Origin of the sequence: Agreia sp. Leaf283 (assembly GCF_001422485.1) — a bacterium.
In the GTDB taxonomy this organism is placed as follows: Bacteria; Actinomycetota; Actinomycetes; order Actinomycetales; family Microbacteriaceae; genus Agreia.
On record NZ_LMNF01000002.1, the window covers coordinates 778794 to 804145 of the forward strand.

Below are 25352 nucleotides of genomic sequence, written 5' to 3' on the forward strand. Positions count from 1 at the left end.
CATGCCCTCCTCCGCGACAACTCCGTCGACAGAAGACATCGATGCTCTCAGCTACGAGCAGGCTCGCGACGAACTCGTGCGGGTCGTCACCGAACTCGAACAGGGCTCCTCGACCCTCGAGCAGTCACTCGCCCTCTGGGAACGCGGCGAGGCGCTCGCCAGGCGATGCGAGCACTGGCTGATCGGCGCCAAGGCTCGGCTCGACGCCGCCCGCCAGTCGGTCTCCGAGTAACGCGAGGTGGCCCGCCGCGACCCGAAGCCCCGCCCCATCGTGGCGGAACTCGGGCGACCCGAGACACCCGAGGAAGAGGCAGCCCGCAAGGCGCAGAATTCCAAGAACTACCGCGACAGCAAGACGATCCGAAACCTCTGGGTCGCCGTCGGTGTCACAGTCGGCATCGTCGCACTCATCGTTCTCCTCGTTCCGAGAGACGATTCCTCCCGGCTCCAGGCCGTCGATTACCGCGCGGTGGCGGTCAGCGCGCAGCGCACGCTCCCGGTGCCCCTCGCGGTGCCCGAGCTTCCCGACACGTGGACCTCGAACGTCGCGGAGATCCGAACGGCGAGCCTCGACGGGGTCACCTCGTGGTTCGTCGGACTCATCACGCCGTCGAAGCAGTTCCTGTCGATCACGCAGGGCATCGACGCGAATCCGAGCTGGCTCGTCACCGAACTGAAGCAGACGTCGCCGACCGGCACCACCACGATCGACGGCATCGAGTGGACCGTGTACGACAACCGCGATTCCGATCGCGACGTGGGAAATGTGAAATACGCTCTCACCACCGAGTCGGGCCGCAGCACGTTCATCGTCGCCGGCACGGCCACGCCTGAAGAAGCCGAGGCACTGGCGTCGACCATCACCGACGCGATCGAACAACAGACCACAGGGGCGACACCATGAGCGATTCACCAAAGACACCGGCCAAGATCTGGGGCGAGATGGTTCGTGGCAACGAGCGCTTCATCAACGGCACTCCACGTCACCCCCGGCAAGATGTCGAGCGCAGGCACCAGATCGCCTCCGGGCAGGCTCCCCGAGCCGCACTCTTCGGCTGCAGCGATTCCCGCCTCGCGGCCGAAATCATCTTCGACAAGGGCCTCGGCGACCTCTTCGTCGTACGCAATGCGGGCCAGGTCATCTCCGACTCCGTGCTCGGCAGCCTCGAATACGCCGTGGCCGTGCTCGGGGTTCCCCTTATCGTCGTCCTGGGCCATGACGAGTGCGGTGCCGTCGCCGCCGCGATCGAGTCCGTCGGTCCGGATGCGCCGCCGCTGCCCGTGCACATCCGCGGCATCATCGAGAAGATCACGCCAGCCGTGCACGCCGCCGAACACCACGGCGATGGTGCGATCGATGTCGACCCGTACGAGGTCGGCCGCCTGCACCTGCGCGACACCGTGCGCGAACTTCTCGAGAGTTCCGAGATGATCAGCGAGGCCGTCGCAGAGGGCCGGCTCGCCATCGTCGGTGCCAACTATCGACTTGCCGAGGGCAGGGCTGTCGCCGATCTCGTCATCGGCTCCGTCTGACCCTCGGCACCATTCTCCGAATCACCGCCCACCCGGGCGAAACCCACAGGAAGGCAGGCCACACAGTGGTGGACACAGCAACCGGAACGAACGGAACCGACGAGTTCCGCATCGAGCACGACACGATGGGAGAGGTTCGCGTGCCCGTCGACGCCAAATACGGCGCGCAGACACAGCGTGCCGTCGAGAACTTCCCGATCTCCGGAGACCGGCTCGAGTCGGCTCAGATCTCTGCTCTCGCCCGCATCAAGAAGGCCGCAGCCCAGGCGAACGCCCAGCTCGGCGTGCTCGACCAGGCCATCGCGCAGTCGATCGCCTCTGCGGCCGACGAGGTCATCACGGGATCGCTCGACGACGAGTTCCCGATCGATGTCTACCAGACCGGCAGCGGCACCTCGTCGAACATGAACATGAACGAGGTCCTCAGCACCCTCGCCTCGGCCCGCCTGGGAAGTCCGGTGCACCCGAACGATCACGTCAACGCGTCGCAGTCGTCGAACGACGTCTTCCCCACCTCCGTGCACATCGCGGTCACGGGTGCGCTCATCACGCAGCTCATCCCCTCCCTCGAGCACCTGGCCGTCGCACTCGAGGCGAAGGCCGAGCTGTGGAAGTCCGCGGTCAAGGCCGGGCGCACCCACCTGATGGACGCCACTCCCGTGACCCTCGGCCAGGAGTTCGGCGGCTACGCGCGGCAGATCCGACTCGGCATCGAGCGCGTGCAGTCGGCACTCCCCCGCGTCGCCGAGGTTCCCCTCGGAGGCACCGCGGTCGGAACGGGCATCAACACGCCCGCCGGATTCCCCCAACTGGTCATCCGCCTGCTCGCAGAAGAGACCGGCCTGCCGATCACCGAGGCGCGCGACCACTTCGAGGCCCAGGGCGCGCGGGATTCGCTCGTCGAGGCATCCGGTGCCCTGCGCGTGCTCGCGGTGAGCCTCACCAAGATCTGCAACGACCTGCGCTGGATGGGTTCCGGCCCGAACGCGGGTCTGGGCGAGCTGCACATCCCCGACCTGCAGCCGGGATCGTCGATCATGCCCGGCAAGGTCAACCCCGTCATCCCCGAAGCAGTGCTGATGGTCTGCTCCCGGGTCATCGGCAACGACGCCAGCATCGCGTGGTCGGGTGCGTCCGGCGCCTTCGAGCTCAACGTCGCGATCCCGATCATGGGAACCGCGCTCCTCGAGTCGATCCGCCTGCTGTCGAGCTCGTCCGTGCTGCTGGCAGACAAGGCCGTCGCCGGCCTCGAGGCCAACCTCGAGCACGCCCGCGCGCTCGCCGAGTCGTCGCCGTCGATCGTCACCCCGCTCAACCGCATCATCGGCTACGAGGCCGCAGCGAAGATCGCCAAGCACTCCGTCGCGAACAAGGTCACGGTTCGCGAGGCCGTCATCGAGCTCGGATTCGTGGAGCGGGGCGAGGTCACGCTCGACCAGCTCGATTCCGCGCTCGACGTGCTCTCGATGACGACGCCGCCCACGGCCTAGTTCCAGTAGAGGGCCAGCGCGGCGAGCGTTCCCCCGTCGCGGATTGCTCCTGAGGCCATCGCGGCACGTACCTCGTCGGGGGACGCAAGGCCGCTCGTCCAATGCTCCGCGGGCTCGAGGGTCGCCGTGCTCCACCCCGTGACCGGGCCGGCGAAGACGAAGCACTTCGACGCGGTGATGCCCGGGCATTCGAAGAACCAGCCGAGCGACCTCAGCTCGCCGACAGAGTAGCCGGTCTCCTCGAGCAGCTCCCGGCGGGCGGCGGCCTCGGCCTTCTCCGACGGCTCGAGGGCGCCCGACGGCAGCTCCATGTATTCGCCGGTTCCGGTCGTGTGCCGTGGACCTCGCACGATCACGAGCGAGCCGGCGTCGGTGACGGCGATCACCATCGCACTGTCTGCACGGGTGACCTCGAACCAGTCCTGCGGACCGACCTCGCTGTGCTCGACCTCGAACCACGGGTTGCGATGAACGGTCTGGCGACGCGTCGGCTTCGATTGGTCTGTCACGACACAGACACTACCGAAGCAGCCTGCGCGGCAAGCGCGACGATCACCGCCCAGAATGAGAGCAGAAGCACGGGCCCGAAGGCGATGCGCCTGGCCCGGTAGCCGCGGCGGCGAACCAGGAGCGCGGCCGAGTAGACGCCACCCAGTACGAAAGCGAGCATCACGGCCGCGACGGCCGTCCACGGTGAGTCGAGCGACAGGCATCCGGCGATCACCGCCGTGAGCTTGACGTCGCCCATGCCGAGCCCGCCGAGGAGGTTCAGGCCGAGCATCGCCGCGACGAGAATCATCGTCGCAACAACGGCCGCGGTGGGGAACCGCCCGGATGCGACGGAGTACCAGCCGAGATCGACGAGTACGGCCCCCAGGCCCGGCACGACGAGCACGTTTGGCAGGCGTTTCAGACGCACGTCGATGACGACGAGGCTAGGAGAAACAAGGGCGAGCCACAGGGCGGTGATCGATCCCGGAGCACCGCCGAGGGCCACCCACACGAGGGCACCCAGAACGCCGACGACCAGCGCGTGGGCGGGGGTCCATGTCATGGCCCCCACGGTAGCGAGGTGCGGGGCAGGCCGACGGGAGTTGTCCACAGGGGACATCTCCGCGCCGGCACCGCCCCGCGTCAGGGCCGTCAGGCCAGTTCGTTCGACTCCAGCATCTCGGTCACGAGCGCCGCGATCGCCGAGCGCTCCGATCGAGTCAGGGTCATGTGCCCGAACAGCGGATGCCCCTTCAACGTCTCGATCACCGATGCGACACCGTCGTACCGCCCGACGCGCAGGTTGTCGCGCTGCGCCACATCGTGGGTGAGCACGACTCGCGAGTTCTGGCCGATGCGGCTCAGAACAGTGAGCAGCACGTTGCGTTCGAGCGATTGAGCCTCGTCGACGATCACGAAGGCGTCATGCAGCGACCGACCGCGGATGTGGGTGAGCGGAAGCACCTCGAGGATGTTGCGCTCGATCACCTCGTCGATCACGTTCTGCGACACGATCGAGCCGAGGGTGTCGAAGACCGCCTGCGCCCACGGGTTCATCTTCTCGGACGCGTCTCCCGGCAGGAAGCCGAGCTCCTGCCCGCCGACCGCGTAGAGAGGCCTGAACACCATGATCTTGCGGTGCTGCTGCTTCTCGAGAACGGCCTCGAGTCCCGCGCAGAGGGCAAGAGCCGACTTTCCCGTTCCGGCTCGACCTCCCAGCGAGATGATTCCGACCTCGGGGTCGAGCAGCATGTCGATGGCCACCCGCTGCTCGGCGGAACGACCGTGGAGCCCGAATACGTCGCGATCTCCACGCACGAGACGGAAGCTCCTCTTGCCGGTGACACGTCCGAGCGCCGAACCGCGATCCGAGTGGATGACGAGACCCGTGTTCACGGGGATGCCGTCGACGAGGTCGGTCTCCATCGACTCCGCGTCGTAGAGCGACGACATCTGGTCCGATCCGAGGGTGATGTCCGCGAGCCCCGTCCAGCCCGAGTCGACGGCGAGCTCGGCCCTGTACTCCTCGGCTGCGAGGCCGATGGAGGCGGCCTTCACACGCAGGGGCAGGTCCTTCGACACGACCGTCACGGCGAGTCCGTCGTTCGCCAGGTTGAGGGCGACGGCGAGGATGCGCGAGTCGTTGTCGTTCAGCTGGAGCCCCGACGGGAGCACCGACATGTTGGAGTGGTTCAGCTCGACGCGGAGGCTGCCTCCGTCGCCCACGGCGATCGGGAAGTCGAGCCTCTCGTGCAGGACGCGGAGTTCATCGAGGTTGCGCAGCGCCTGGCGGGCGAAGTATCCGATCTCCGGGTCGTTCCTCTTGGATTCGAGCTCGGTGATGACGATGACCGGCAGCACGACCGGATGTTCCGCGAAACGGAAGATCGCCTTCGGATCGGACAGCAGAACCGAGGTATCCAGAACGTAGGTGCGTTCCTTCTGGTTCACGGCTGCCGGCGCCGCATCCGTGGTCCGCGTGCGGACTCCGGTGTCGGCTGACTGGTGGGAATTGCGATCGGCCACGACTACTCCAACCCCGAGCGCGATGCACTCGGATCACTGTGGCGAGCCGGCCCCTAAGCCTTTCTCAAGTCTCAGGTTTTCCTCGAGTCGTACTTATGTGGCCGACTCGACCAGGTGCCATACCTGATGTCGTTGACGCTACGTGCCGATATGTTTCAAGCGGTGACGACACGCCCCGAGTTCGGTTACGTTCATGTAAACGAGCGGGGTCGGGATGCCGTGGGCTCAGCCGCCGAAACGGCGGTGCCTGCGCGAGTAGTCGCGCAGGGCACGGAGGAAGTCGACCTCGCGGATGTCGGGTCCGAGCGCCTCCATGAAGTAGAACTCGCTGTGCGCGCTCTGCCAGAGCATGAAATCACTGAGTCGCTGCTCGCCGGAGGTGCGGATGACCAGGTCGGGATCGCGCTGGCCACCGGTGTAGAGATGTTCCGCGATGAGCTCCTGGTCGATGCTCTCGGCCAGGTCTTCGAGCGTGTGTCCCTGCTTCTGGTGGGCGCGGATGATGCTGCGCACCGCATCGGCGATCTCGGTGCGCCCCCCGTAGCCGACGGCGAGGTTCACGTGCAGACCGGTGTGGCCTGCCGTGCGCTCCTCGGCCTCGTCGAGCGCGGAGACGAGTGCCGGAGGAAGGCCCAGGTCGCTGCCGACGTGCTTGATCCGCCAGTCCCTGAAGTGCGACAGTGCGCCGGCCAACTCGGCGATGATGTCGACGAGCTCGTCGAGCTCGTCTTTCTTACGGCTGGTGAGGTTGTCTGTCGAGAGCAGGTAGAGCGTGACGACCTTGATTCCGAGGTCGTCGCACCAGACGAGGAACTCGCGCATCTTGGCGGCGCCCGCTCGATGCCCGTGGGCGGCAGTGCCGAGCAGGCGCTGCTTGGCCCAGCGGCGGTTGCCGTCGATGATCATCGCGACGTGGTGCGGCAGGGCCTCGACGGCGAGTTCGCGCCGCAGTCTCTTCTGGTAGAGGCCGTAGAGAAAGCCGCTGCCCCGGGGATTCTCTTCGATGGACACACGGATACGCTACCCGTCTTCCGGCGCGTACGCTGGTGCCATGCCCGAGCCCGACCTTCCGAGGATCCCCCTTCTCGACGACGCCCTCGAACACCCCGTCGAAGTCAAGCCCACATGGCGCGGCTGGATCCACGCCGGTACGTTCCCGCTCGCCATCGTGGGCGGCATCGTGCTCATCATTCTCGCGGAGGGCGCGGCGGCGAAGGCGGCCAGTGCCGTGTTCATGGCCACGTCACTACTGCTGTTCGGGAACTCCGCGCTCTACCACCGCTTCAACTGGAAGCCGCGCATGAAGCGGCTGCTCAAGCGCATCGACCACGCCAACATCTTCCTGCTGATCGCCGGAACCTACACCCCGATCGCCGTGCTGGCCCTGCCTCCCGAGAAGGGCATCCTGCTCCTGTGCCTCGTGTGGGCGGGCGCACTGTTCGGCATCGGATTCCGAGTGTTCTGGATCGACGCACCGCGCTGGCTCTACGTGATGCTCTACCTCGTGCTGAGCTGGGCCGCGGTCATGTATCTGGGCGACCTGTTGGCCACGAATGCCGTCATGATGCTCCTCGTGCTCGTCGGAGGCCTCTGCTACACCGTCGGCGCCGTGGTCTACGCGCTCAAACGGCCCAACCCGTTCCCCGGTCGATTCGGCTTCCACGAGATCTTCCATGCGCTCACCCTGGTGGCGTTCCTCTGCCACTGGACGGCGATCCTGCTGATCGTGCTGAAGCCCGCCTACGGCAACTGACTCGTGTCGTCGGCATCCAGAGCCTCCTGCTCGAGCTGCCGGCGCACCTGTTCGCGGTAGTTCACGCGGCGTACGCGGCGCACCATGTCGATCACCAGCAGGATCACGATGGCGGCCACGCCGAAGGTGGCGATGAATCCGATGAATCCCGGAGTCACGGTGTCGGGGTCGAACTGAGGCTGGTCGCCGGCGCTCAGCAGAGCGGTCGTGACCGTCGCAGCGACGTGATCAAAGCCGTACATCGTCGTCCTCGATTCCGGCGAACAGGTCGCCTTCGGGCATGGTCGTCTCGACGGTCGATCTCACCAGCTGGTAGTCCTCGAACGGCCAGGCCTTCTGCTGCAGTTCGTTGGGCCAGAAGAAGAACGGGCTGTCGGGCGACACCTGGCTGGCATGAGCCCGCAGAGCGTTGTCGCGCACGTCGAAGAAGGGGCCGGCGGGAACCTGGGTCGTAGCGAGGAACGGGCTCTCTGTCATCCACGAGCGCATCTCGGTCATGGATGCGATGAGCGGGCTCTCGGGGTCTGTCGCGACGATCTCGTCATAGACGGCACGCATGCGCTGGTAGCTGAAGATGCGGTCGTAGTAGAGCTTGGAGACTCCCCACGGGTCGCCCGCGTCGGGGTAGGCGGCGGCATCGGACGCCGCCTCGAGGGCGCGCACCGAGATCTCGTGACACCTGATGTGGTCGGGGTGCGGATAGCCGCCGTTCTCGTCGTAGGTGATCAGCACCTGCGGCTTGAACTCGCGGATGAGGTGCACGAGAGGCTCTGCCGAGATCTCGACGGGGATAGCCGCGAACGCGTTCGCCGGAAGCGGCTCGCCCTCGTCGGGCAGACCGGAGTCGGCGTAGCCCAGCCAGCGATGCTCGAAGCCGACCGCCTTCTGGGCGGCCTGCATCTCATAGCGGCGCAGGCCGGCCATGTCTCTTTCGGCGTGACGACGCTCCGCCAGCGACTCATTCAGGATGCTGCCGCGCTCTCCCCCGGTGCAGCTCACCACCATGACCTCGACACCGCGGTCGAGGTAGTAGGCGTAGGTCGCCGCGCCCTTGCTCGATTCGTCATCGGGGTGGGCGTGCACGGCCATCAGGCGCAGCGTCATCGGTCTCATCTCCACAGCTTTGCCGATTAGCCTAGACATCTAAGCCAACACCTAAGACTAATCGCTGCTTCGAGAGGCGCCCATTCCGTGACGCGTGACGACCTTGCCATCCGCTACGGGCGAACGCGCGTCAATTCACGACGCACTCGCCTCATCGCACTCGTGACGGCGGCCGTATTCGCCGTCGTGCTCGTCGGCTGGGTGGTGTGGGCTGGGCTCGACAACTCCAGCGCGGAGCTCGAGGCGAAGGACACGGGGCACACGGTCATCGACGAGCACTCGGTCTCGATCGACTTCCTGCTCACCGTTCCTCGGGGCTCCACGGCGAGCTGCGCGCTGCAGGCGCAGAGCGCGAAGTTCGCGATCGTGGGGTGGAAGATCGTCGATATCCCCGCATCCGACAAGGCGACGCGAGGCATCACGGAGACGATTCGCACGACCGAGCAGTCGGTCACAGGTTTGATTTACCGTTGCTGGCTCACCTAGGCTCGTCTTCTATGCCCGGGAGATCTTCCGGGCCATATTTACGGGCCATATCCGTACAGAGGGAGTTCCCATGGCAGACGAAGCAGCCCAGGTCACATGGCTGACCCAGGAGGCCTACGACCGCCTCACGAATGAGCTCGAGGAGCTCAGTGGGTTCGGCCGCACCGACATCGCCAAGAAGATCGAGATGGCCCGCGAAGAGGGCGACCTGAAGGAGAACGGCGGCTACCACGCCGCCAAAGAAGAGCAGGGCAAGATGGAGGCTCGCATCCGCCAGCTGACCCTGCTGCTGCGCACCGCCGAGGTCGGCGAGATCCCCGAGAGCCACGGCGTGGTCGAGGGCGGCACCGTCATCACCGCGCTCGTCGCAGGAGACGAGACCGTCTTCCTTCTCGGCAACCGCGAGATCGCCGGCGACAACGACCTCGACGTGTGGAGCGAGTCCAGCCCCCTGGGCCAGGCGATCCTGGGCCTGAAGGTGGGCGACAAGACCTCGTTCGTCGGCCCGACCGGTCGCAACATCGACGTCGAGATCGTCAAGGTCGAGACCTACCGCGCGTGATCAGTCGTCGCTGATGCGCGGGTCGTAGCCCGCCTCGCGCAGCATGTCGAGAACCTGCTGGCGGTGCTCGGGCCCCCGCGTCTCGACGCTCAGCTCAAGCTCCACCTCGCTGATCTGCAGCCCTTTGCCGTGGCGGGTGTGCAGCACCTCGAGCACGTTGGCGTTCGCCTCGGCGAGCAGCTCGGAGGTGCGCGCCAGCTGGCCCGGGCGGTCGGGAAGCATGATGCGCATCTTGAGGTATCTGTCTGATGCGGCGAGACCGTAGTTGATGAGCCTCAGCATGAGCAGCGGGTCGATGTTTCCACCCGAGAGGATGACGACGGTCGGCCCCGTCGCCGTGACCTGGCCCGACAGGATCGCGGCCACGCCGACCGCGCCCGCAGGCTCGACGACCTGCTTGGCCCGCTCGAGGAGCACCAGCAGCGCCTTGGCCATGTCGGCCTCGGAGACCGTGACGACCTCGTCGACGAGCTCCTTCACGATGGCGAAGTTGAGGATGCCCGGCTTGGCGACGTGGATTCCGTCGGCCATGGTGGGCGACGTCGTGATCTGCGTGGGCTCGCCCGCGGCGAGGGAGGGCGGGTAGGCCGCGGCGTTGGCGGCCTGCACGCCGATCACCCTGATCGTGCGTCCCTCGAGCTCGGCTCGTCGCTTGAGCGCCGAGGCGACGCCCGAGATGAGACCGCCCCCGCCGATGGGAACGATCACGGTCTCGACGTCGGGAACCTGATCGAGGATCTCGAGCCCGAGCGTCGACTGCCCGAGCACGATGTCGGGATGATCGAACGGAGGGATGAAGACGGCCCCCGTGCTCTCGGCGAACTCGGCCGCCGCTCGCAGGGCCTCCTCGACGCTGTGGCCGCGCAGCACGACATCGGCGCCGTACTGCTTGGTGGCCTGCAGCTTGGGGAGCGGAACGCCAAGCGGCATGAAGATGGTCGCCGAGATTCCCAGCTCGCGCGCCGCGAAGGCCACACCCTGGGCGTGGTTGCCGGCCGACGCCGCGACGACTCCGCGCACCTGCTCGTCGGGCGAGAGACGGGAGAGCCTGTTGTAGGCCCCGCGGATCTTGTACGACCCCGTGCGCTGCAGATGCTCGCACTTGAGGAAGACGGGCGCACCCAGCTCTGTGCTGAGGAAGCGCGACGTCTCCATCGGGGTGGGGTCGACGATGCGGGATACCCGCTCGCGGGCATCCATCATGTCGTCGAGCGTCGGAACCGCGGTGACCACGGGCTGCGTGAGTGAGTCAGTCATTCGAGAACGATGTCTTTCGGTTTCGAGAGGGGAGGCCGCCAGTCGCCCCGGGCGATGTAGCCGATCATCACGTTGAGCACGGCGACGATCGGAACGGCGAACAGGGCGCCGGGGATTCCCGCGACGACCGACCCTCCGGCCACGGCGAGAACGACGGCGAGGGGATGCACCTTCACCGCGGTGCCCATAACGAGGGGCTGGAGCACGTGGCCCTCGATCTGCTGGACGAGCAGAACGATGCCGAGCATGATGAGCGCGACGACCCAGCCGTTGTAGACCAGCGCGATGAAGACCGCGAGTGCGCCGGTGGCGACGGCGCCGATCACGGGGATGAACGATCCGAGGAAGACCAGGACGGCGATGGGGATGGCCAGGGGCAGTTGGAGGATCGCGGCTCCCGCGCCGATGCCGATGGCGTCGATGGTAGCCACGAGGATCTGCACCTTGATGAAGTTCTGCAGCGTCAGCCATCCGGCCTTGCCCGCGCCGTCGAGCGCGGCGCGTGCGCGGCGCGGGAAGACGCGCACGATCCACGCCCAGATTCCCTTGCCGTCGATCAGAATGAAGAGCGTCGAGAAGAGAGTCAGCAGCACGCCCGCGAAGAGCTCGGTCACGGTCGACCCCACCGACACGGCTCCGGAGAGGAGCACCGACGAGTCGGCCTGGAGGAACGAGAGCGCCTGGGAGAGGTAGGCGGAGAGATCGCTGTCGGAGACGTTGAACGGCGGCTGCGTCAGCCAGTCCCGAAGGTCGTGGGCGCTTGCTACCGTCTGGTCGCGCAGGTCGCCGAAGCCGGCACGAACCTGGGCGACGACGAGGAAGATGAGGGCCGCCACGATGACCAGCGTTCCCAGCTCCGCCACGGCGATCGCGAGCCACTTGGGCCACCGATGTGCGACGAGCCAGTTCTTCAGGGGAACGAGGAGCGCCGAGAGGAGGGTCGCTACAAGAAGCGGAATGACGAGCAGTCGGAGATACGACACGAGGAAGAAGAACACGGCCAGTGCGCCGGCAATTGCAAGCAGGCGCCATGACCAGGCCCCCGCGATGCGGAGTCCGGGAGGCACCGCGGCATCGTTCACGTCAGGCTCGGACATGTCCTCATTCTAGGCGCGCTGCTGCACCGCCACGGCCGCCCCGGTCAGTGCCAGGAAGACGCTGTCGCCGACCGCCGCCGGCGCCGTCGCGCCATGCTGGATGCGCACCAGCGCGCCCGAGGAGAGACGCACTGTGGTGCGACGGAAGCTGCCGAGGAAGCTGCTCGACACGACCTCCGCGGGGATTCCCTCGGTCGCGAAGACGACATCTTCCGGGCGCACATAGGCCGAGACCGGGCCGAGCGGCGTTGTCGTGTCGATGAGGGGCAGTCGCACGCCCTCCACCACCACGGTTCCCGACTCGTCGACCTCGCCGTCCAGACGGTTGCTGAGCCCGACGAACTCGGCCACGAACGACGTTCTCGCCCGGGTGTACAACTCCTCGGGAGCACCGATCTGCTCGATCGTGCCCGCCCGCATCACCGCGACCCGGTCGGCGACCGCGAGGGCCTCCTCCTGGTCGTGCGTCACGAACAGGGTGGTGATTCCCAGATCGATCTGGATGCGCCGGATCTCGTCTCGGAGCTGCACCCGCACGCGGGCATCGAGCGCCGACAGCGGCTCGTCGAGCAGCAGCACCCGCGGCTCCGTCACGAGCGCCCTGGCCAGCGCCACGCGCTGCTGCTGTCCGCCGGAGAGCTGGTGGGCGTAGCGCTCGGCTTGCACGCCGAGGCCGACCATGTCGAGGGCGGCCAGCGCACGCGTGCGCCGCTCGTCTTTCGGAACCTTGCGCATCCGGAGCCCGAATTCGACGTTCGAGAGCACCGTGAGGTGCGGAAAGAGCGAGTACGACTGGAAGACCATACCGATGTCGCGCCTGTTGGCGGGCAGGCCCGAGACGTCGGTGCCGTCGATCGTGATGCTGCCGCTGGTCGCGTCCTCGAGGCCGGCGAGCACGCGCAGGGCCGTGGTCTTGCCGCAGCCGCTGGGGCCGAGGAGCGCGACGAACTCGCCGGGCTGCAGGGTGAGGTCGACGCCGTCGAGGGCCCGGTGCCCCGGGAACTCCTTGACGACGGAGCGGAATTCGACGGTCACGCCGGCGTCGCGTCGGGTGGTGAGACTCATGAGGATGCTCCGGTCGAGGATCGTTTTCTACGGGGTGCGCCGACCCTGCCGATGGCGAGCAGCAGCAGGAAGGCGAAGACGAGGGCCAGCAGGGCGAAGATCACGGCGACGAACGGATCGGACTTCGACACGATGACCAGTGCGGTCTGCAGGTTGACCCGGTTCAGCAGGGCGGCGATCGTGTACTCGCCGAGCACCACGGCGACCGAGATGAACGAGGCCGAGAGGATGCCGCGGCGAAGGTTGGGCAGGAGTACTCGAAGCAGCACCGTCAGCCATCCGGCACCGAGCGAACGGGCGGCCTCGCTGAGGGTGATCACGTCGATGGCCTGGAGGTTGGCCTGGATGGCGCGATAGGCGAAGGGCAGCACGATGATGCCGTAGGCGAACGACAGGGTCCACACCCCGCTGCCGAACATCTTCGCCACGACGGAGTACACGGGGGCGAGGCCCACGACGAGCACGATGGCCGGGATGGTGATGGGCAGCAGGCAGAGGAATTCTATCGCCCGACGCAGGTAAGGAAAGCGCAACTGCACCAGGATCATCGTCGGAACGAGGATGACGAGCATCACGATGACGGTGACGATGGCGAGCACGACCGAGTTGCCGAGGGCGGTCAGTATGCCCTTGTACTCCCCCGTCAGGCCTCCGGAGAAGACGGCTATCCAACGGCTGAAGTCGTAGCCGCCCTCGAGCCCACGACGCAGGGTGAACTCGACCATCGCAATGATGGGCACGAGGAACACGAGCCCCACGATGCCGAGGATCAGCCAGCGCGTGAGCGCGCTGGGCTCGGGCCGGAATGCCTTCGCCTGGCCGCTCATCGCTGCCACTTCGCAGAACGCTTCATCAGCAGCGAGTAGAGCGTCATAACGATGACCATCACGACGATCATTCCGAGGGCGAGCGCACCGGCGAGGTTCTCTCGGCCGAGCACGGTCTCGCTCGTGAGCGCCGAGCGGATCTGCAGGGGAACGATCTGTGACCCCTGACTCGTGAGCGCGGCCGCCGTGGCGAACGACGAGAATGCGTTGGCGAAGAGAAGCAGCAGGCAGCCGAGAAACGACGGCGTGAGAACCGGGATGCCGATGCGCCACCAGTAGGTTGCGCGTGAACCCCCGAGACTGGCGTTGGCTTCGGCCCATTGGGGCTTGAGGCCCTCGAGAGCGGGAAGGAACGTGATGATCATCAGGGGAACCTGAAAGTAGATGTACGGCAGGATCAGGCCGGGCAGTTCGTACAGCCAGACGCCGTCGGCGAAGATATCGATTCCGAACGAGTCTTTCAGGTACACGGTGACCATGCCCTGGATGCCGATGGTCGCCACGAACGCGAACGCCAGCATCACACCGCCGAATTGGGCGAGGACCCCGCTGGCGGAGTCCACGACGGAACGCAGCAGGCCCGTGGGATTGGTTCCGATCAGCGCGTAGCAGCAGGCCGCACCCACGACCGAACCGATGACCGCGGTGAGGGCCGAGAGCCCGATCGAGTTGCCGAAAGTGGTGAGAATCAGCGGGTCGGCAAGGGCCTCGATGTTGGTCAACGAGAACGATCCGGTGCCGTCGAGGAAGCCGGTGAAGAGGGCGATCGCGGTGGGCAGACCGAGAAAAAGGAGGATGTACGCCGCGAACGGAACGAGGCCGAGGAAACTCGGCACGGTGAAGGCCGCCCGTCGCGACGACTCGGGGCGTCGAGCCTGCACTGCTGCAGGCTCGACGCCCTCGAGGGGAGCGACGACCGACACGAGGGCGTCAGCCATCAGTAGGGTGTTTTTCTCGGTTACTGAACGGCTGCGGCCCAGTTGCTGCCGAGCAGCGCGGCGGCGTCCTCGGACTCCTTCGCCGAGGGCACGACGGTCTCGTCAGGCGTCTCGGGCAGGGCGTCGAAGAGCTTCTCGTCGATCGTTCCGGCCTCCGCCATGGCGTCGGCACGAACAGGACGTGCGCCACCGGCGAGCCACAGGTTCTGGGCCTCGTCGCTGTAGAGGAACTCCTGCCACAGGCGAGCGGCGGCCGGGTGCGGAGCGTCGGCGTTGATGGCCTGGTTGTAGTAGCCGGCGTAACCGGTGCCCGGGAGCACGACGACCTCCCACTTGCGCTGGCCGTCGAGGTCCTTGCCGTAGCCGACATTCAGGTAGTCCCAGTCGAAGACGACGGGCGTCTCACCGGAGGCGATCGTTGCAGGAGTCGGGTCGATCTTCACGAAGTTGCCGGCCTTGTTCAGCTCGGAGAAGAAGTCGATGCCCGGCTGGAAGTCGGCGGTCGATCCGCCGTTCTGAACGGATGCCATGCCCACGGCCGCGAAGGCGGCCCCGGCCTGCGTGGGGTCGCCGTTGATCGCGACCTTGCCCTTGTACTCGTCGCCGAGGAGGTCGTCGAGGCTCGTCGGCGCCGGAACGGCGTCGGGGTCGTAGCCGATCGCCATGTATCCGCCGTAGTCGCCGACCCACAGGCCGCTCTGCTCCTTGAGCGCATCCGGAATGTCGGCCCAGGTCTCGACCTGGTACGGGGCGAACTTGTCGGTGTTGGCGAGGGCGACCGCGGCGCCGACGTCGAAGACGTCGGGGGCGGTGTCCTGGCCGGCCAGGTTGTCGGCCGCCTGGATCTCCTCCGCGCTGGACGCGTCGGGCGAGGCCTCGGTGATGGTGATCTCGGGGTACTTCGCGGAGAAAGCATCGAGCACGGCGCCGTAGTTGGCCCAGTCGCGAGGAAGGGCGATCACGTTGAGGGCGCCCTCGGCCTTGGCGGCTTCTTCGAGGCCGGCGAGGTCGCCGAATGCCGAGACGCTGGTGGCGGTCGCGGCGTCGACTCCGCCGTCTGCGGATGCGTCGGCCGAGGTGCTCGCGCACGAGCTGAGCGTGAGGGTGAGGGCGATCGCAGCGGCGATGCCGGCGATGGCTGTGCGGGTGGAAAGCAAGAGTCCTCCAGGTGGATCGGGCGGGTGTCGGATTCGGCTGTGGTTCCGACGTGCCGACGCTATGAGTGCCGCACGACCTGGATGCGACCGCCCGGTATCGCCGAGGTGAACGGCGCGTGTCTCGCTGTCGGTGGCACATGGGTACCCTCATGGCATGGCCTCATCGCTGTCTCCCGCCCTGGCCCGCCGCGTCGCCCTCGCCGCCCAGGGATTCGGCCGCCCGTCCACCGGCGCCCCTCCCGGCATCCGCCAGTTCGGGTCGCTGATCGACAGGCTCGGCCTGCTGCAGATCGATTCGGTCAACGTCTTCGAACGAAGCCACTACCTGCCGGTCTTCGCGCGCCTCGGCAGCTACGACAAGGCGCAGCTCGACCGGCTCACCTACTCGCCGCGCATCACCGAGTACTGGGCCCACGAGGCGTCGTTCATTCCCATCGACACCCTTCCCCTTCTGCGCTGGCGACAGCAGGAGTATCGCGAGAAGTGGGCGGCCGACTCGGAGTCGTGGTTCAACGCGAACAGGCCCATGACCGAGTGGCTTCTCGCAGAACTGGCGGAGAAGGGGCCGATGCGTGCGAGTGAGATCGAGCACGAGTCGAACACGCGCAGCGGCTCGTGGTGGGGCTGGTCAGACGTGAAGCGCGGGCTCGAGACCCTCTTCCGCTGGGGCGACGTGGTGAGCGCCGGCCGCACCCGGTTCGAGAGGGTCTACGCCTTGCCCGAACAGGTGCTGCCCGCATCGGTGCGAGAGCTGCAGGTTCCGCGCGACGAGGCCATGCGCCGGCTGATCTCCATCTCCGCCCGCGCGCACGGCGTGGGCACCGCAGACGACTTCGCCGACTACTTCCGGCTGAAGGCCGTCGACGCGGTGCCGGCGATCCGCGAACTCGAGGAGTCCGGCGAGCTGCTGCCCGTCACCATCGACGGCTGGGGCAAACCCGCGTGGCTGCACCGCGATGCGCGGCTCCCCCGGCGAATGGATGCGACGGCGCTGCTCTCGCCGTTCGATCCCGTCGTCTGGGCGCGCGCCCGGGCGCTGCGGCTGTTCGACTTCCACTACCGCATCGAGATCTACACCCCCGAGCCCAAGCGCGTGTTCGGCTACTACGTGCTGCCCGTGCTCGTCGACGACCGCGTCGTCGGCAGGCTCGACCTCAAGAACGACCGGCAGGCGGGTGTGCTGCGGGTGCGGGCATCGTGGTCGGAGCCGGGCGCGCCCGACGAGACGGCGGCCAGGCTCGCACCCGTGCTGCGCCAGACGATGCAGTGGCAGGGGCTCACCGACATCGAGGTGTCGCCGAAGGGCAACCTGGCTGCGTCACTCGCCGCGGAGCTGTCGAGCTAGAACTCGCCGCCGATCTTCTCGAGGCGCGCGACCCGGTCGACGATGGGCGGGTGCGTGCTGAACAGGCGTGTGAGCATGCCGGGCTTGAGCGGGTCTGCGATCCACATGTGCGACATCGACGACGACTGCTTCTGCATCGGCCGCCCGTAGGCCTGCAGCTTCTCGAGCGCGCTGGCGAGGGCGTCCGGGTGCCGGGTGGTGAGCGCTCCTGTGGCATCGGCCAGGTACTCGCGCTGGCGCGACACCGCCGCCTGCACGAGGCCGGCGACCAGCGGAGCGACGAGCATGGCGACGAGCCCGAGGATGAGCACGACCGGGTTGCCTCCGCCTCCGCCCCCGTTGTTGTTGCTGCGTCCGCCGCCGAAGAAGGCGAAGCGCAGGAACATGTCGGCGATGAAGCCAACAGCCACGACGAGGCCGAACACGATCATCGAGACGCGGATGTCGTAGTTGCGCACGTGACCGAGCTCGTGGGCCATGACCCCCTCGAGTTCGGCATCAGTCATGATGTCGAGCAGGCCCGTGGTGGCCGCGACGCTGGCGTGCTGCGGATCACGGCCGGTCGCGAAGGCGTTGGGGGCGGGGTCGTTGACGATATAGACGGCGGGCATCGGCGTACCCGTCGTGATCGAGAGGTTCTCGACGATGCGCCAGAGCCGCGGATTGTCGGCCTTCTGGATCTGCACGGCGCCGCTCGACATGATGGCCTGCCGGCTGGCCGCGAAGTACTGGAACAGCGCGTAGGCGATCGCGACGGCCACCGTGATGACGACGATCGTCGTGTTGTTGTAGATCACGCTCGCCAGCCAGCCCAGCCCGCCGATGATCAGCAGGAAGACCAGGACGATGAAGACGGTATTGCGTTTGTTCCTGGCGATCGCCCGGTACATTCAGCCCCCGCTCGGAGGCTAGAACTGCACGCGCGGCGGCTCTGCGATGGCGGCCAGGTCGGCCACCTCGAAGAACTCGCGCTCGGTGAAGCCGAGTCTCTTGGCGAAGACGTTGTTCGGGAAGACGCGGATCTTGGTGTTCAGCTCGCGGACTCCACCGTTGTAGAAGCGGCGTGACGCCTGCACCTTGTCTTCGGTGTCGACGAGTTCGGCCTGCAGCTGAAGGAAGTTCTGGCTGGCCTGTAACTGGGGGTAGGCCTCCGCCACGGCGAAGATGCTCTTGAGGGCCGTCTGCATGTGGGTCTCGGCGACGGACGCGTCGACCGGGCCCTGCGCCTGGAGGGTCTCGGCGCGCGCGGCGGTGACCGACTCGAAGACGCCCTTCTCGTGCGCCGCGTATCCCTTCACGCTCTCGATGAGGTTCGGGATCAGGTCGGCGCGGCGCTTGAGCTGCACCGTGATGTCGCTCCACGCCTCGTCGACGCGCACTTTCAGGGTGACGAGGGAGTTGTAGGTGGCCCACAGATAGATTCCGATGATGGCCACGAGCACGACGACGACGATTACCGGGATGAGCCATTCCATGCGATCACTATAAGCCAACCCCCAGCAGACCCGGTTCGCTGTGGAGCAAGCTCCCAGAGATCATCCCTGATCAGGGGCGTTGCTCCGCCTGCGGCAGGGATGCAACGGCGCGCAGCACCTCCGCTATGACCGAGGGCTCGGCGAGCACGCGGAAATGACCGCTGAGAGGCAGGGCGATGTTCGTCGCACCGGCGAGCTCGCTGCCGCTCGGGATGTGGGTGTCGTAGTACGGGTAGATCGAGATGATGTGCTCGTTGATCGCCTTCTCCGCCGCGAGCGCGGCGATGCTCCCCTGCCCCGGCGCGAACTCGCGAAGCGGCCTCGTGAGCGGCAGCCGTGAGAGGGTCGAGCCCTGGAAGGGCGACGCGATCGCGACCACCCCCGCGACCCGCCCATCCGGATCGTCGAAGGCGAGCACATGCTTGCCGATGAGCCCGCCCTTGCTGTGCGCCACGATCACCACGTCGGTGAGGTCGCGCTCGCGCAGCACGGCACCGGCCATCCTGGCGGCCTGGGGAATCGGGATGCTGTTTCGCTGCAGTCCGGGCACGATGAAGCACGGATGCCCCTGCTCGTGCAGTGCCTCCGCGACGGGGAGCAGGTACTCCCACTTCTCGTAGACGCCGGGCACGAGGAGGACGGGTCTGCCCGATCCCGTCTCGAACGGCACCGGATCGGGCCGCGCCTGCGCGTTGCGGCGTTCGGCCGCGAGCGCGTAGGCGTAGTCGCCGATCCAGACTCCGGCGCGGTCGCGCAGGCGGCGGGGGGCGCGGAGGCGGGGCGACATGCCCGTAAGCCTAGGCGTCTACCGTCTGCGGTTGCCGGCCAGCGCCTGCAGCCAGCGGTACGAGTCCTTGGGTGTGCGCTCCTGGGTGGCGAAGTCGACGTGCACCAGGCCGAAGCGCTGGCTGTAGCCCGCCGCCCACTCGAAGTTGTCGAGAAGGCTCCAGACGAAGTAGCCCCGCAGATCGACGGATGCCGCCGGCCCCCCGGGCGCGGTGGCCCGCAGGGCGGACTCCAGGTGCCGGGCCAGATAGTCGATGCGTCTCGGGTCGGCGACGACCCGTTCCCCCGTGCGCTCGTCGAGCACGACGGACTCGGAGAAGCTGGCGCCCCCTTCGGTGATGAACACCGGCGGCAGGGCGGACCCGTACCTCTCTGCCATCTCCGCGAGCGTGGTCTCGAGGAACTCGGGAGCGATCGGCCAGCCGAATCCGGTGGTCGCGAACTCCGGCCAGGGTGCGAGGTGGAACGGCAGCGAGGTCATCGCGGCCGCGTCTCCGTCGGGCGACACGGCGCGGCCCGCCCCCGCGGCTATGCGCGTGGGGAAGTAGTAGTTGAGCCCGTAGAAGTCGAGGGGCTGCGAGATGATGTCGAGATCGCGGGAGTCGACCTCGAGGAGCGGCTTCAAGACTGCCGCGAATTCGTCCTGCGGTTGCGGGTACCGGCCCAGGAGCATGGGGTCGGCGAAGATGCGGTTGTGCAGCAGGTCGAACAGCCCCGCGAAGGCGGTGTCCTCGTCTGACGCGGTCGCGCCGGAGGTGGGCGTGTGCACGTTGGTGATGCCCACGAGACCCTTCACATCCGCGCCCCGGAGGCCCTCGACGGCGTAGCCATGGCCGAGCAGGAGGTTGTGCGCGACAGGCAGCGCGTCGAAAAGCAGCGTCTCCCCCGGCGCGTGGATGCCCAGGGCGTATCCGTTGAGCATCACGGTGGCGGGCTCGTTCACGGTGACCCAGTGGTCGACCCTGTCGCCGAAGCGCTCTCCCAGCAGGAAGGCGAGCTCGCCGAACCTCTGCGCGGTGTCTCGAGACAGCCAGCCCCCGGGCAGCTCGATCGGCGTGTCCCAGTGGAAGAGGGTGGCCATCGGGCTGATCCCGTCGGCCAGCAGCCGATCGATGAGGCGGTCGTAGAAGGCCACGCCCTGGTCGTTCAACCGGCCCGATCCGCCGGGCTGCACCCGGGGCCACGAGATCGAGAACCGATAGGAGTCGACACCGAGGTCGCGCACGAGGTCGACGTCCTCGTCGAGGCGATGGATGTGATCGGTCGCGACATCCGCGGTCGCTCCGCCCCGGATACGGCCGGGCTGGTGCATGAACGCATCCCACGTCGACGCCCCGCGCCCGCCCTCCCTCGTCGCCCCCTCGATCTGGAATGCGCTCGTGGCCACACCCAGCACGAAGTCACGAGGGAGTTCGGCGGCGAGCGTCTCCGCGCTCGGGAAGCGTGTGGCCTTCGACGTCATTCTCCGAGTACTCGATTCAGGTAGGGGTTCGCGAAGACGCGCTGCGGATCGAGGCGATCGCGCACGGCGAGGAAGTCGTCGTAGCGCGGATACATGTCGCGGAGCGCTGTCGAGTCCCTCGTATGCATCTTGCCCCAGTGCGGGCGCCCGCCGTAGCCGAGCATGATCTCCTCGACCGCTGAGAAGTACTCGGTCGGGTCCTCGCGGTAGTAGCGGTGCACGGCGATGTAGCCGCTCTCCCTGCCGTAGGCCGTCGACATCCACAGGTCGTCGGAGCGGGCGAAGCGCACCTCGACGGGGAACGAGATCCGCCAGCCGCGGTCGTCGATGAGCCGCATCACGTCGCGCAGCGCATCCGGAACCGACTCGGCCGGGATCGCGTACTCCATCTCGCGGAAGCGCACGGTGCGCCGCGTGGCGAAGACGCGATGCGAGCGATCGGAGAACTCGCGGTTGCCCATCAGGCGTTCCGCCATGCCGTTGACCCGGGGAATGATGCCGGGCAGAGCGACGGCCGCCGCGCAGGTGGCCCGGTAGACACCGTTCGTCAGCGCCACGTCCTCGGTGAAGCGGGCCAGGGGTGTCAGGGGCCGCAGTTCTCCCGTGGCCGGCAGGCGCGTGTTCGTCTTCGTGACCGCCGTGCGGGTGTGCGGAAACCAGTAGAACTCGAAGTGATCGCTCGCCTCGACGCGCTCGGCAAGTGATCCGAGCGACGTCGGTGCGACGTCGAGGAGACCGCCGAGGGGCAACGGCACCTCGCGAGCGTGCAGGGCGAACGCGTCGACGCACTGGAGAGTGACCTCGACGAGGATGCCCAGGGCGCCGAGTCCGAGTGCCACGGCCGGCAGCAGCTCGGCGTTCTCGGTGTCGGAGACGCGGAGCAGCTCCCCGTCGCCCGTGACGATCACGGCGCCGCGAACCTGGCCGGCGATGCCGGTGAACTCGGAGCCCGTTCCGTGCGTTCCGGTCGAGATCGCCCCGCTGATGCTCTGCCGGTCTATGTCGCCGAGGTTCGGCATCGCGAGGCCGAGGGGTTCGAGGAGGCGGGGGATGTCGAAGAGCCGCGTGCCGGCGGCCAGGGTGACCCGCTTGCGATCGGTGTCGACTCCGACCAGCCCGGTGAGGGCATCCAGGTCGAGCTGCACCCCGGGAGCGACAGCGATGCCGGTGAAGCTGTGCCCCGCTCCGACCGCCTTGATGGTGAGCCCCGAGCGCGCCGCGGCGATCACGGCCCGCTGCACGGCGCCCGCGCTCGTCGGCCGCTCGACACGCTTCGGGCGCACGGCCTCGGTGCGACCCCAGTTGCGCCACACGGCGCCGCTTGCGCTCACAGGAACGCCTTCCCTTCTCCTCGGTAGCTCGGAACCATCGCGACCACCTCGTCGCCCGACACGATCGCCACCTCCGCCACGTGCTCCGCGAGTTCACCCGACTTCGTGTGCCGCAGCCACGCCCGGTCGCCGATCCGCAGCTCGGCGGCGGCCGCGCCCGACAGGGGCGACTGCACCTCGCCGGCCATCTCGCGGGCCTGCAGCTCGAGCCCCTCCGGCCAGACGATCTCGGGGGTCCTGTCCTTCTGCGGCGGTCCGGATGCGATCCAGCCGCCCCCGAGGAGCGTCGCCATCTTCGGCGTCGGCTTGCGCACCACCGACAGCGCGAACGCGGCCGCGGGGGCGGGCCGGAATCGGGAGTACGTGTCGAAGAGGTGACCGCCCAGCAGGCCGGAGCCGGCCGCGATCTCCGTCACCGACGCATCCGCCGATGTGCTCTCGAGCGAGCCGGTGCCTCCGCCGTTGACGAACTCCAGCGGCGAGACGCGCCCCACCGCCTCGACGATGGCTCCGCGCCTGTCGGTGAGTTCCGCGACAGAATGCGTCTGCATCCAATCGAGCACGACGGCGCGCGCCGGATTGCCCCTCGGCCTGTTGCCGACGCCGGCGATCTGCGCCTCGTAGCCCATGATGCCCACGAGCGTGAAGCCGGGGCGTCGCTCGATGGCCTCTGCCAGGCGCCGGGCCTGGGCGACCTCGCGCACCGGGGATCTCCACACTCCGACATGACCGAGCGGCCGCGTGACGAACGACATGTCGATCTCGAGGCAGAGCCGAAGATCCTCACGCGTGCCGGGCGGCGCGACCTCGTCGATGAAGTCGAGGTGGTCGAGCGAGTCGATCATCAGCGTCACCCGCGAGGCGAGCTCCGGGCTCGAGGCGAGCTCGCGCATCGCCGTGACGTCGACGCTCGGATAGCCCACGACGACGTCGTCGATCGTCTCGGCCAGCCAGAGCGCCTCGGGAAGCGTATATGCCAGCACCCCCGCGTATCCGTCGAGCGCGAGCACGGCATCGACCAGAGACCGGATGCGCACCGATTTGGATGCGACACGGATGGTCGTTCCGGCGGCCCTGTCGAGCATGTCGTAGGCATTGTGCGAGAACGCCTCGAGGCCGACGGCGGCGAGCGGGGTCTCGAGGTGCGCCGTGGCCGCGGCCAGGCGCGGCCACCAGCTCGACGGCGTGCGCCAGGGCTCGGTGTCGGGGCGGAGGAGAGGAGGGATCACGGTACTTACCTCACGGATCTGATTCGGGCGACGGCGAGGGCGCCGCCGAAGGCGAAGAGCGCGGACAGGATGAAGAGTCCCTGGAAGCCGCCGAGCCAGGCGACCACGGCGGCTCCGAGCAGGGGCGCCATGGCCTGCGGCACGGCCGTCGCGATGTTCATGATGCCGAGGTCCTTTCCCCGGGTCGCGGGGTCGGGCAGCACCTGCGTCGCGAGCGCCTGGTCGACGCTGAGGAAGCATCCGTAGCCGGCGCCCAGCAGCCCGGCGGCGATCATGGCGACAGACAGCTCCGGCACGAAGGCGAGCAGCAACGCGGCCACCGCCTGCAGCGTCGACGACACGAACACGAAGATGCGCCGACGGCCCAGCCGATCGCTGAGGGCGCCGGCGCCGAGCGAGGAGAGCACCACGAAGACCATGTAGATCAGGGTGAGCACGATCAGGTCGTCTTCGGCGTTCTCGTCGTCCAGGCCGTACATGAGGAAGTACAGCAGCAGCGTCGTGCCGAGCGCATTGCCCGTGTTGACGAGGATGCGGCCGAGCAGGGTCCAGCCGAAGTCCGGGTACTGGCGGGGACTGATCCACAGTTCGTCGATCAACCGCCCGCGCGGCACGCTCCGTGCGGCCTCGCGGGTCAGCACCTCGTCGCGGCCGAAGATCAGGAACGGCGCGACCAGGACGACGAGCAGCACCGCCATCGCGGCGTATCCCCCGAACTGACCGGTGAACAGGGTGAGCACGAGGACAAGGCCGAGGATCGTGCCGATCGCCTGCGGAGCAGAGATCCACCCCGACACGAAGCCGCGCTGGCCCACGGGAACCCGGTCGGAGATCGTGGCCGTGAGCGCCGCGGTGAGGACGCAGAAGCCGATGATCGAGAGGGTCCAGAAGACGCCCATGCCGACGAAGCCCTCCTGCAGGCCCAGAAGCAGCAGCGAGACGGCGAACAGCAGTGCGCCGCCGGCGATCCACGGGCGCCGCCTGCCGAAGCGCGAGGTCGTGCGGTCGGAGAGAAGTCCCGTGACGGGGAAGGTGATGAAGGCCGCGACACCGGCGATTCCCGAGATCACCCCGAAGGCGACCACGTTGTCCACCCACGACGCAGCCCCCAGGCGCTGCTCGATCTGCACGGGCAGCAGCAGCTGCACCGGCGTGAGCTGGGCCATCCAGACGCCGAGCCAGGCGGCAGCGAAGAGGGCGATCCAGCCTCCCCCGACCCGACGGACGGGTTCGGCGAACACGCTCATGCGGCGACCGCCAGACCCGCGACAGAATCGGCCGCGAAGTCGAGCGCCCGTGCGGCCGCCTCGTCGTCCCGAGTGACGAGCCACGAGAGGGTGACGCCGTCTGTGACCACCACGAGGATGCGGGCGACATCGACGATCGGCATCGTCAAGGTCACATTCCAGAGCTCTGCCGCGGTGGCAAGGGCGTCTTCTGCCAGGGCGTGGTAGCGCTCGTACTGCCGGGAGGCGACCGCCTCGAGTGCGGGCGTGCGCAAGGCGTACTGGGTCAGTTCGAGCATGGCCTTCTCTCTGTGCGGATCGGAGCGCAGGTGCTGGAGGTACCGCTCGAGCCCGAGTCTGACGGTGTCGCGAAAGGACTCCCCCGGAGCGAGCGGCGGCAGCATGGCCCCTCGCTCGGCCTCGACGACCACGTTCACCAGCTCGGCCATGAGCGCGTCTCGAGACTCGAACGCGTAGTGGAAGCTCGCGAGGGCCATTCCCGCCTCCTGGCAGATCGCCCGAACGCTGGCCGCCGCCACGCCCCGGGCGGCGACGACCCGGAAGGCTGCGGCGACGAGCTCGACTCGACGGTCCTGTGCCGACATCCTGGTCATCGCGGCTCGCCCTCCCGAGTGGGTCGATCGTCCCACTCCCGCCCAGTATGGCCCGCAGACTGTTTCGGGCGTGTGAAATGTTTGACTTCGAGTCGCAA

28 protein-coding genes are annotated in these 25352 nt (G+C 67.7%); 8 read left to right on the forward strand and 20 right to left on the reverse strand.

Annotation, left to right across the window (positions count from 1 at the left end):
* Position 1 precedes the first annotated feature (1 nt).
* The 4 genes from ASF51_RS12490 to ASF51_RS12505 all read left to right on the forward strand — a co-directional run bounded on the left by ASF51_RS12490 (position 2) and on the right by ASF51_RS12505 (position 3023).
* Complete coding sequence (locus ASF51_RS12490) at positions 2 to 232, forward strand: exodeoxyribonuclease VII small subunit (RefSeq protein WP_055930016.1); 231 nt, start codon at positions 2 to 4, stop codon at positions 230 to 232.
* Between the two features lie 6 nt (positions 233 to 238).
* Positions 239 to 904 carry a DUF4245 domain-containing protein gene (locus ASF51_RS12495; RefSeq protein WP_055930019.1) on the forward strand — a complete coding sequence of 222 codons (666 nt, stop codon included), beginning with the start codon at positions 239 to 241 and terminating at the stop codon, positions 902 to 904.
* Positions 901 to 1533, forward strand: a complete 633-nt coding sequence (locus tag ASF51_RS12500; protein WP_055930022.1) for a carbonic anhydrase — start codon at positions 901 to 903, stop codon at positions 1531 to 1533. The genes ASF51_RS12495 and ASF51_RS12500 overlap by 4 nt, the downstream gene beginning before the upstream one ends.
* A 65-nt stretch (positions 1534 to 1598) precedes the next feature.
* Positions 1599 to 3023 carry an aspartate ammonia-lyase gene (locus tag ASF51_RS12505; protein ID WP_082479811.1) on the forward strand — a complete coding sequence of 475 codons (1425 nt, stop codon included), beginning with the start codon at positions 1599 to 1601 and terminating at the stop codon, positions 3021 to 3023.
* On the opposite strand, the gene ASF51_RS12510 is transcribed toward ASF51_RS12505, so the two are convergent.
* From ASF51_RS12510 to ASF51_RS12525, 4 genes are all read right to left on the reverse strand, one after another.
* On the reverse strand, positions 3020 to 3532 hold the full coding sequence (locus ASF51_RS12510; RefSeq protein ID WP_055930025.1) for an NUDIX hydrolase: 513 nt from the start codon (positions 3530 to 3532) through the stop codon (positions 3020 to 3022). The two genes, ASF51_RS12505 and ASF51_RS12510, sit on opposite strands and share 4 nt — an antisense overlap.
* Positions 3529 to 4077 (reverse strand): prepilin peptidase, encoded by a 549-nt coding sequence (locus ASF51_RS12515; RefSeq protein WP_162236956.1) that lies wholly within the window; start codon positions 4075 to 4077, stop codon positions 3529 to 3531. Before ASF51_RS12515 ends, ASF51_RS12510 begins: the two co-directional genes overlap by 4 nt.
* Positions 4078 to 4166: 89 nt before the next feature.
* Positions 4167 to 5465 carry a PhoH family protein gene (locus tag ASF51_RS12520; RefSeq protein ID WP_157412157.1) on the reverse strand — a complete coding sequence of 433 codons (1299 nt, stop codon included), beginning with the start codon at positions 5463 to 5465 and terminating at the stop codon, positions 4167 to 4169.
* Positions 5466 to 5765: 300 nt separating this feature from the next.
* Positions 5766 to 6551, reverse strand: a complete 786-nt coding sequence (locus ASF51_RS12525; protein WP_055930037.1) for an isoprenyl transferase — start codon at positions 6549 to 6551, stop codon at positions 5766 to 5768.
* 40 nt (positions 6552 to 6591) lie between these two features.
* Between ASF51_RS12525 and ASF51_RS12530 the strand changes: the two genes are divergently transcribed.
* On the forward strand, positions 6592 to 7293 hold the full coding sequence (locus tag ASF51_RS12530; RefSeq protein ID WP_055930040.1) for a hemolysin III family protein: 702 nt from the start codon (positions 6592 to 6594) through the stop codon (positions 7291 to 7293).
* On the opposite strand, the gene ASF51_RS12535 is transcribed toward ASF51_RS12530, so the two are convergent.
* Positions 7281 to 7535: a hypothetical protein gene (locus ASF51_RS12535; protein WP_082479817.1), complete on the reverse strand. Its 255-nt coding sequence runs from the start codon at positions 7533 to 7535 to the stop codon at positions 7281 to 7283. The two genes, ASF51_RS12530 and ASF51_RS12535, sit on opposite strands and share 13 nt — an antisense overlap.
* Positions 7522 to 8397: a mycothiol conjugate amidase Mca gene (gene mca, locus ASF51_RS12540; RefSeq protein ID WP_200926126.1), complete on the reverse strand. Its 876-nt coding sequence runs from the start codon at positions 8395 to 8397 to the stop codon at positions 7522 to 7524. Before mca ends, ASF51_RS12535 begins: the two co-directional genes overlap by 14 nt.
* Before the next feature lie 87 nt (positions 8398 to 8484).
* Between mca and ASF51_RS12545 the strand changes: the two genes are divergently transcribed.
* Complete coding sequence (locus tag ASF51_RS12545) at positions 8485 to 8883, forward strand: DUF4307 domain-containing protein (protein WP_162236957.1); 399 nt, start codon at positions 8485 to 8487, stop codon at positions 8881 to 8883.
* A gap of 70 nt (positions 8884 to 8953) precedes the next feature.
* Positions 8954 to 9445, forward strand: coding sequence for a transcription elongation factor GreA (gene greA, locus ASF51_RS12550; RefSeq protein WP_055930046.1), 492 nt, complete (start codon positions 8954 to 8956; stop codon positions 9443 to 9445).
* On the opposite strand, the gene ilvA is transcribed toward greA, so the two are convergent.
* From ilvA to ASF51_RS12580, 6 genes are read right to left on the reverse strand one after another with little or no spacing between them, the layout of a single operon-like run.
* The gene (gene ilvA / locus ASF51_RS12555; protein WP_055930049.1) at positions 9446 to 10702 is read right to left on the reverse strand and encodes a threonine ammonia-lyase; all 1257 of its coding nucleotides are present in this window, start codon (positions 10700 to 10702) and stop codon (positions 9446 to 9448) included.
* Positions 10699 to 11799 (reverse strand): AI-2E family transporter, encoded by a 1101-nt coding sequence (locus tag ASF51_RS12560; protein WP_082479820.1) that lies wholly within the window; start codon positions 11797 to 11799, stop codon positions 10699 to 10701. The genes ilvA and ASF51_RS12560 overlap by 4 nt, the downstream gene beginning before the upstream one ends.
* Before the next feature lie 9 nt (positions 11800 to 11808).
* Positions 11809 to 12864: an ABC transporter ATP-binding protein gene (locus ASF51_RS12565; RefSeq protein ID WP_055930053.1), complete on the reverse strand. Its 1056-nt coding sequence runs from the start codon at positions 12862 to 12864 to the stop codon at positions 11809 to 11811.
* A complete protein-coding gene (locus ASF51_RS12570; RefSeq protein ID WP_055930056.1) occupies positions 12861 to 13691 on the reverse strand; it encodes an ABC transporter permease in 831 nt (276 codons plus the stop codon). Before ASF51_RS12570 ends, ASF51_RS12565 begins: the two co-directional genes overlap by 4 nt.
* Positions 13688 to 14629 (reverse strand): ABC transporter permease subunit, encoded by a 942-nt coding sequence (locus ASF51_RS12575; RefSeq protein ID WP_082479823.1) that lies wholly within the window; start codon positions 14627 to 14629, stop codon positions 13688 to 13690. The genes ASF51_RS12570 and ASF51_RS12575 overlap by 4 nt, the downstream gene beginning before the upstream one ends.
* Positions 14630 to 14649: 20 nt before the next feature.
* Positions 14650 to 15786: an ABC transporter substrate-binding protein gene (locus tag ASF51_RS12580; RefSeq protein WP_055930059.1), complete on the reverse strand. Its 1137-nt coding sequence runs from the start codon at positions 15784 to 15786 to the stop codon at positions 14650 to 14652.
* 154 nt (positions 15787 to 15940) lie between these two features.
* Between ASF51_RS12580 and ASF51_RS12585 the strand changes: the two genes are divergently transcribed.
* Positions 15941 to 17131, forward strand: coding sequence for a winged helix-turn-helix domain-containing protein (locus ASF51_RS12585; protein ID WP_055930062.1), 1191 nt, complete (start codon positions 15941 to 15943; stop codon positions 17129 to 17131).
* On the opposite strand, the gene ASF51_RS12590 is transcribed toward ASF51_RS12585, so the two are convergent.
* From ASF51_RS12590 to ASF51_RS19350, 8 genes are all read right to left on the reverse strand, one after another.
* A complete protein-coding gene (locus tag ASF51_RS12590) occupies positions 17128 to 18021 on the reverse strand; it encodes a M48 family metalloprotease (RefSeq protein WP_055930065.1) in 894 nt (297 codons plus the stop codon). The genes ASF51_RS12585 and ASF51_RS12590 overlap by 4 nt on opposite strands.
* A gap of 18 nt (positions 18022 to 18039) precedes the next feature.
* Positions 18040 to 18606 (reverse strand): LemA family protein, encoded by a 567-nt coding sequence (locus tag ASF51_RS12595; RefSeq protein WP_055930068.1) that lies wholly within the window; start codon positions 18604 to 18606, stop codon positions 18040 to 18042.
* A gap of 70 nt (positions 18607 to 18676) precedes the next feature.
* Complete coding sequence (locus tag ASF51_RS12600) at positions 18677 to 19393, reverse strand: triacylglycerol lipase (RefSeq protein WP_055930071.1); 717 nt, start codon at positions 19391 to 19393, stop codon at positions 18677 to 18679.
* Between the two features lie 18 nt (positions 19394 to 19411).
* Positions 19412 to 20854 carry a GH1 family beta-glucosidase gene (locus tag ASF51_RS12605; protein WP_055930073.1) on the reverse strand — a complete coding sequence of 481 codons (1443 nt, stop codon included), beginning with the start codon at positions 20852 to 20854 and terminating at the stop codon, positions 19412 to 19414.
* Positions 20851 to 22185, reverse strand: coding sequence for a D-arabinono-1,4-lactone oxidase (locus ASF51_RS12610; RefSeq protein ID WP_055930076.1), 1335 nt, complete (start codon positions 22183 to 22185; stop codon positions 20851 to 20853). The genes ASF51_RS12605 and ASF51_RS12610 overlap by 4 nt, the downstream gene beginning before the upstream one ends.
* The gene (locus tag ASF51_RS12615) at positions 22182 to 23414 is read right to left on the reverse strand and encodes an alanine racemase (RefSeq protein WP_055930080.1); all 1233 of its coding nucleotides are present in this window, start codon (positions 23412 to 23414) and stop codon (positions 22182 to 22184) included. The genes ASF51_RS12610 and ASF51_RS12615 overlap by 4 nt, the downstream gene beginning before the upstream one ends.
* Before the next feature lie 5 nt (positions 23415 to 23419).
* On the reverse strand, positions 23420 to 24661 hold the full coding sequence (locus tag ASF51_RS12620) for an MFS transporter (protein ID WP_055930083.1): 1242 nt from the start codon (positions 24659 to 24661) through the stop codon (positions 23420 to 23422).
* Positions 24658 to 25254, reverse strand: coding sequence for a TetR/AcrR family transcriptional regulator (locus tag ASF51_RS19350; RefSeq protein ID WP_162236958.1), 597 nt, complete (start codon positions 25252 to 25254; stop codon positions 24658 to 24660). The genes ASF51_RS12620 and ASF51_RS19350 overlap by 4 nt, the downstream gene beginning before the upstream one ends.
* Between the last annotated feature and the right edge of the window lie 98 nt (positions 25255 to 25352).

Coding starts and splice junctions, on each gene's coding strand:
- ASF51_RS12570 (WP_055930056.1), bottom strand. CDS start 13,691: ATGAGCGGCCAGGCGAAGGCATTCCGGCCCGAGCCCAGCGCGCTCACG.
- ASF51_RS12565 (WP_055930053.1), bottom strand. CDS start 12,864: ATGAGTCTCACCACCCGACGCGACGCCGGCGTGACCGTCGAATTCCGC.
- ASF51_RS12500 (WP_055930022.1), top strand. CDS start 901: ATGAGCGATTCACCAAAGACACCGGCCAAGATCTGGGGCGAGATGGTT.
- ilvA (WP_055930049.1), bottom strand. CDS start 10,702: ATGACTGACTCACTCACGCAGCCCGTGGTCACCGCGGTTCCGACGCTC.
- ASF51_RS12535 (WP_082479817.1), bottom strand. CDS start 7,535: ATGTACGGCTTTGATCACGTCGCTGCGACGGTCACGACCGCTCTGCTG.
- ASF51_RS19350 (WP_162236958.1), bottom strand. CDS start 25,254: ATGACCAGGATGTCGGCACAGGACCGTCGAGTCGAGCTCGTCGCCGCA.
- ASF51_RS12605 (WP_055930073.1), bottom strand. CDS start 20,854: ATGACGTCGAAGGCCACACGCTTCCCGAGCGCGGAGACGCTCGCCGCC.
- mca (WP_200926126.1), bottom strand. CDS start 8,397: ATGACGCTGCGCCTGATGGCCGTGCACGCCCACCCCGATGACGAATCG.
- ASF51_RS12595 (WP_055930068.1), bottom strand. CDS start 18,606: ATGGAATGGCTCATCCCGGTAATCGTCGTCGTCGTGCTCGTGGCCATC.
- ASF51_RS12585 (WP_055930062.1), top strand. CDS start 15,941: ATGGCCTCATCGCTGTCTCCCGCCCTGGCCCGCCGCGTCGCCCTCGCC.
- ASF51_RS12560 (WP_082479820.1), bottom strand. CDS start 11,799: ATGTCCGAGCCTGACGTGAACGATGCCGCGGTGCCTCCCGGACTCCGC.
- ASF51_RS12620 (WP_055930083.1), bottom strand. CDS start 24,661: ATGAGCGTGTTCGCCGAACCCGTCCGTCGGGTCGGGGGAGGCTGGATC.
- ASF51_RS12490 (WP_055930016.1), top strand. CDS start 2: ATGCCCTCCTCCGCGACAACTCCGTCGACAGAAGACATCGATGCTCTC.
- ASF51_RS12590 (WP_055930065.1), bottom strand. CDS start 18,021: ATGTACCGGGCGATCGCCAGGAACAAACGCAATACCGTCTTCATCGTC.
- ASF51_RS12600 (WP_055930071.1), bottom strand. CDS start 19,393: ATGTCGCCCCGCCTCCGCGCCCCCCGCCGCCTGCGCGACCGCGCCGGA.
- ASF51_RS12530 (WP_055930040.1), top strand. CDS start 6,592: ATGCCCGAGCCCGACCTTCCGAGGATCCCCCTTCTCGACGACGCCCTC.
- ASF51_RS12575 (WP_082479823.1), bottom strand. CDS start 14,629: ATGGCTGACGCCCTCGTGTCGGTCGTCGCTCCCCTCGAGGGCGTCGAG.
- greA (WP_055930046.1), top strand. CDS start 8,954: ATGGCAGACGAAGCAGCCCAGGTCACATGGCTGACCCAGGAGGCCTAC.
- ASF51_RS12515 (WP_162236956.1), bottom strand. CDS start 4,077: ATGACATGGACCCCCGCCCACGCGCTGGTCGTCGGCGTTCTGGGTGCC.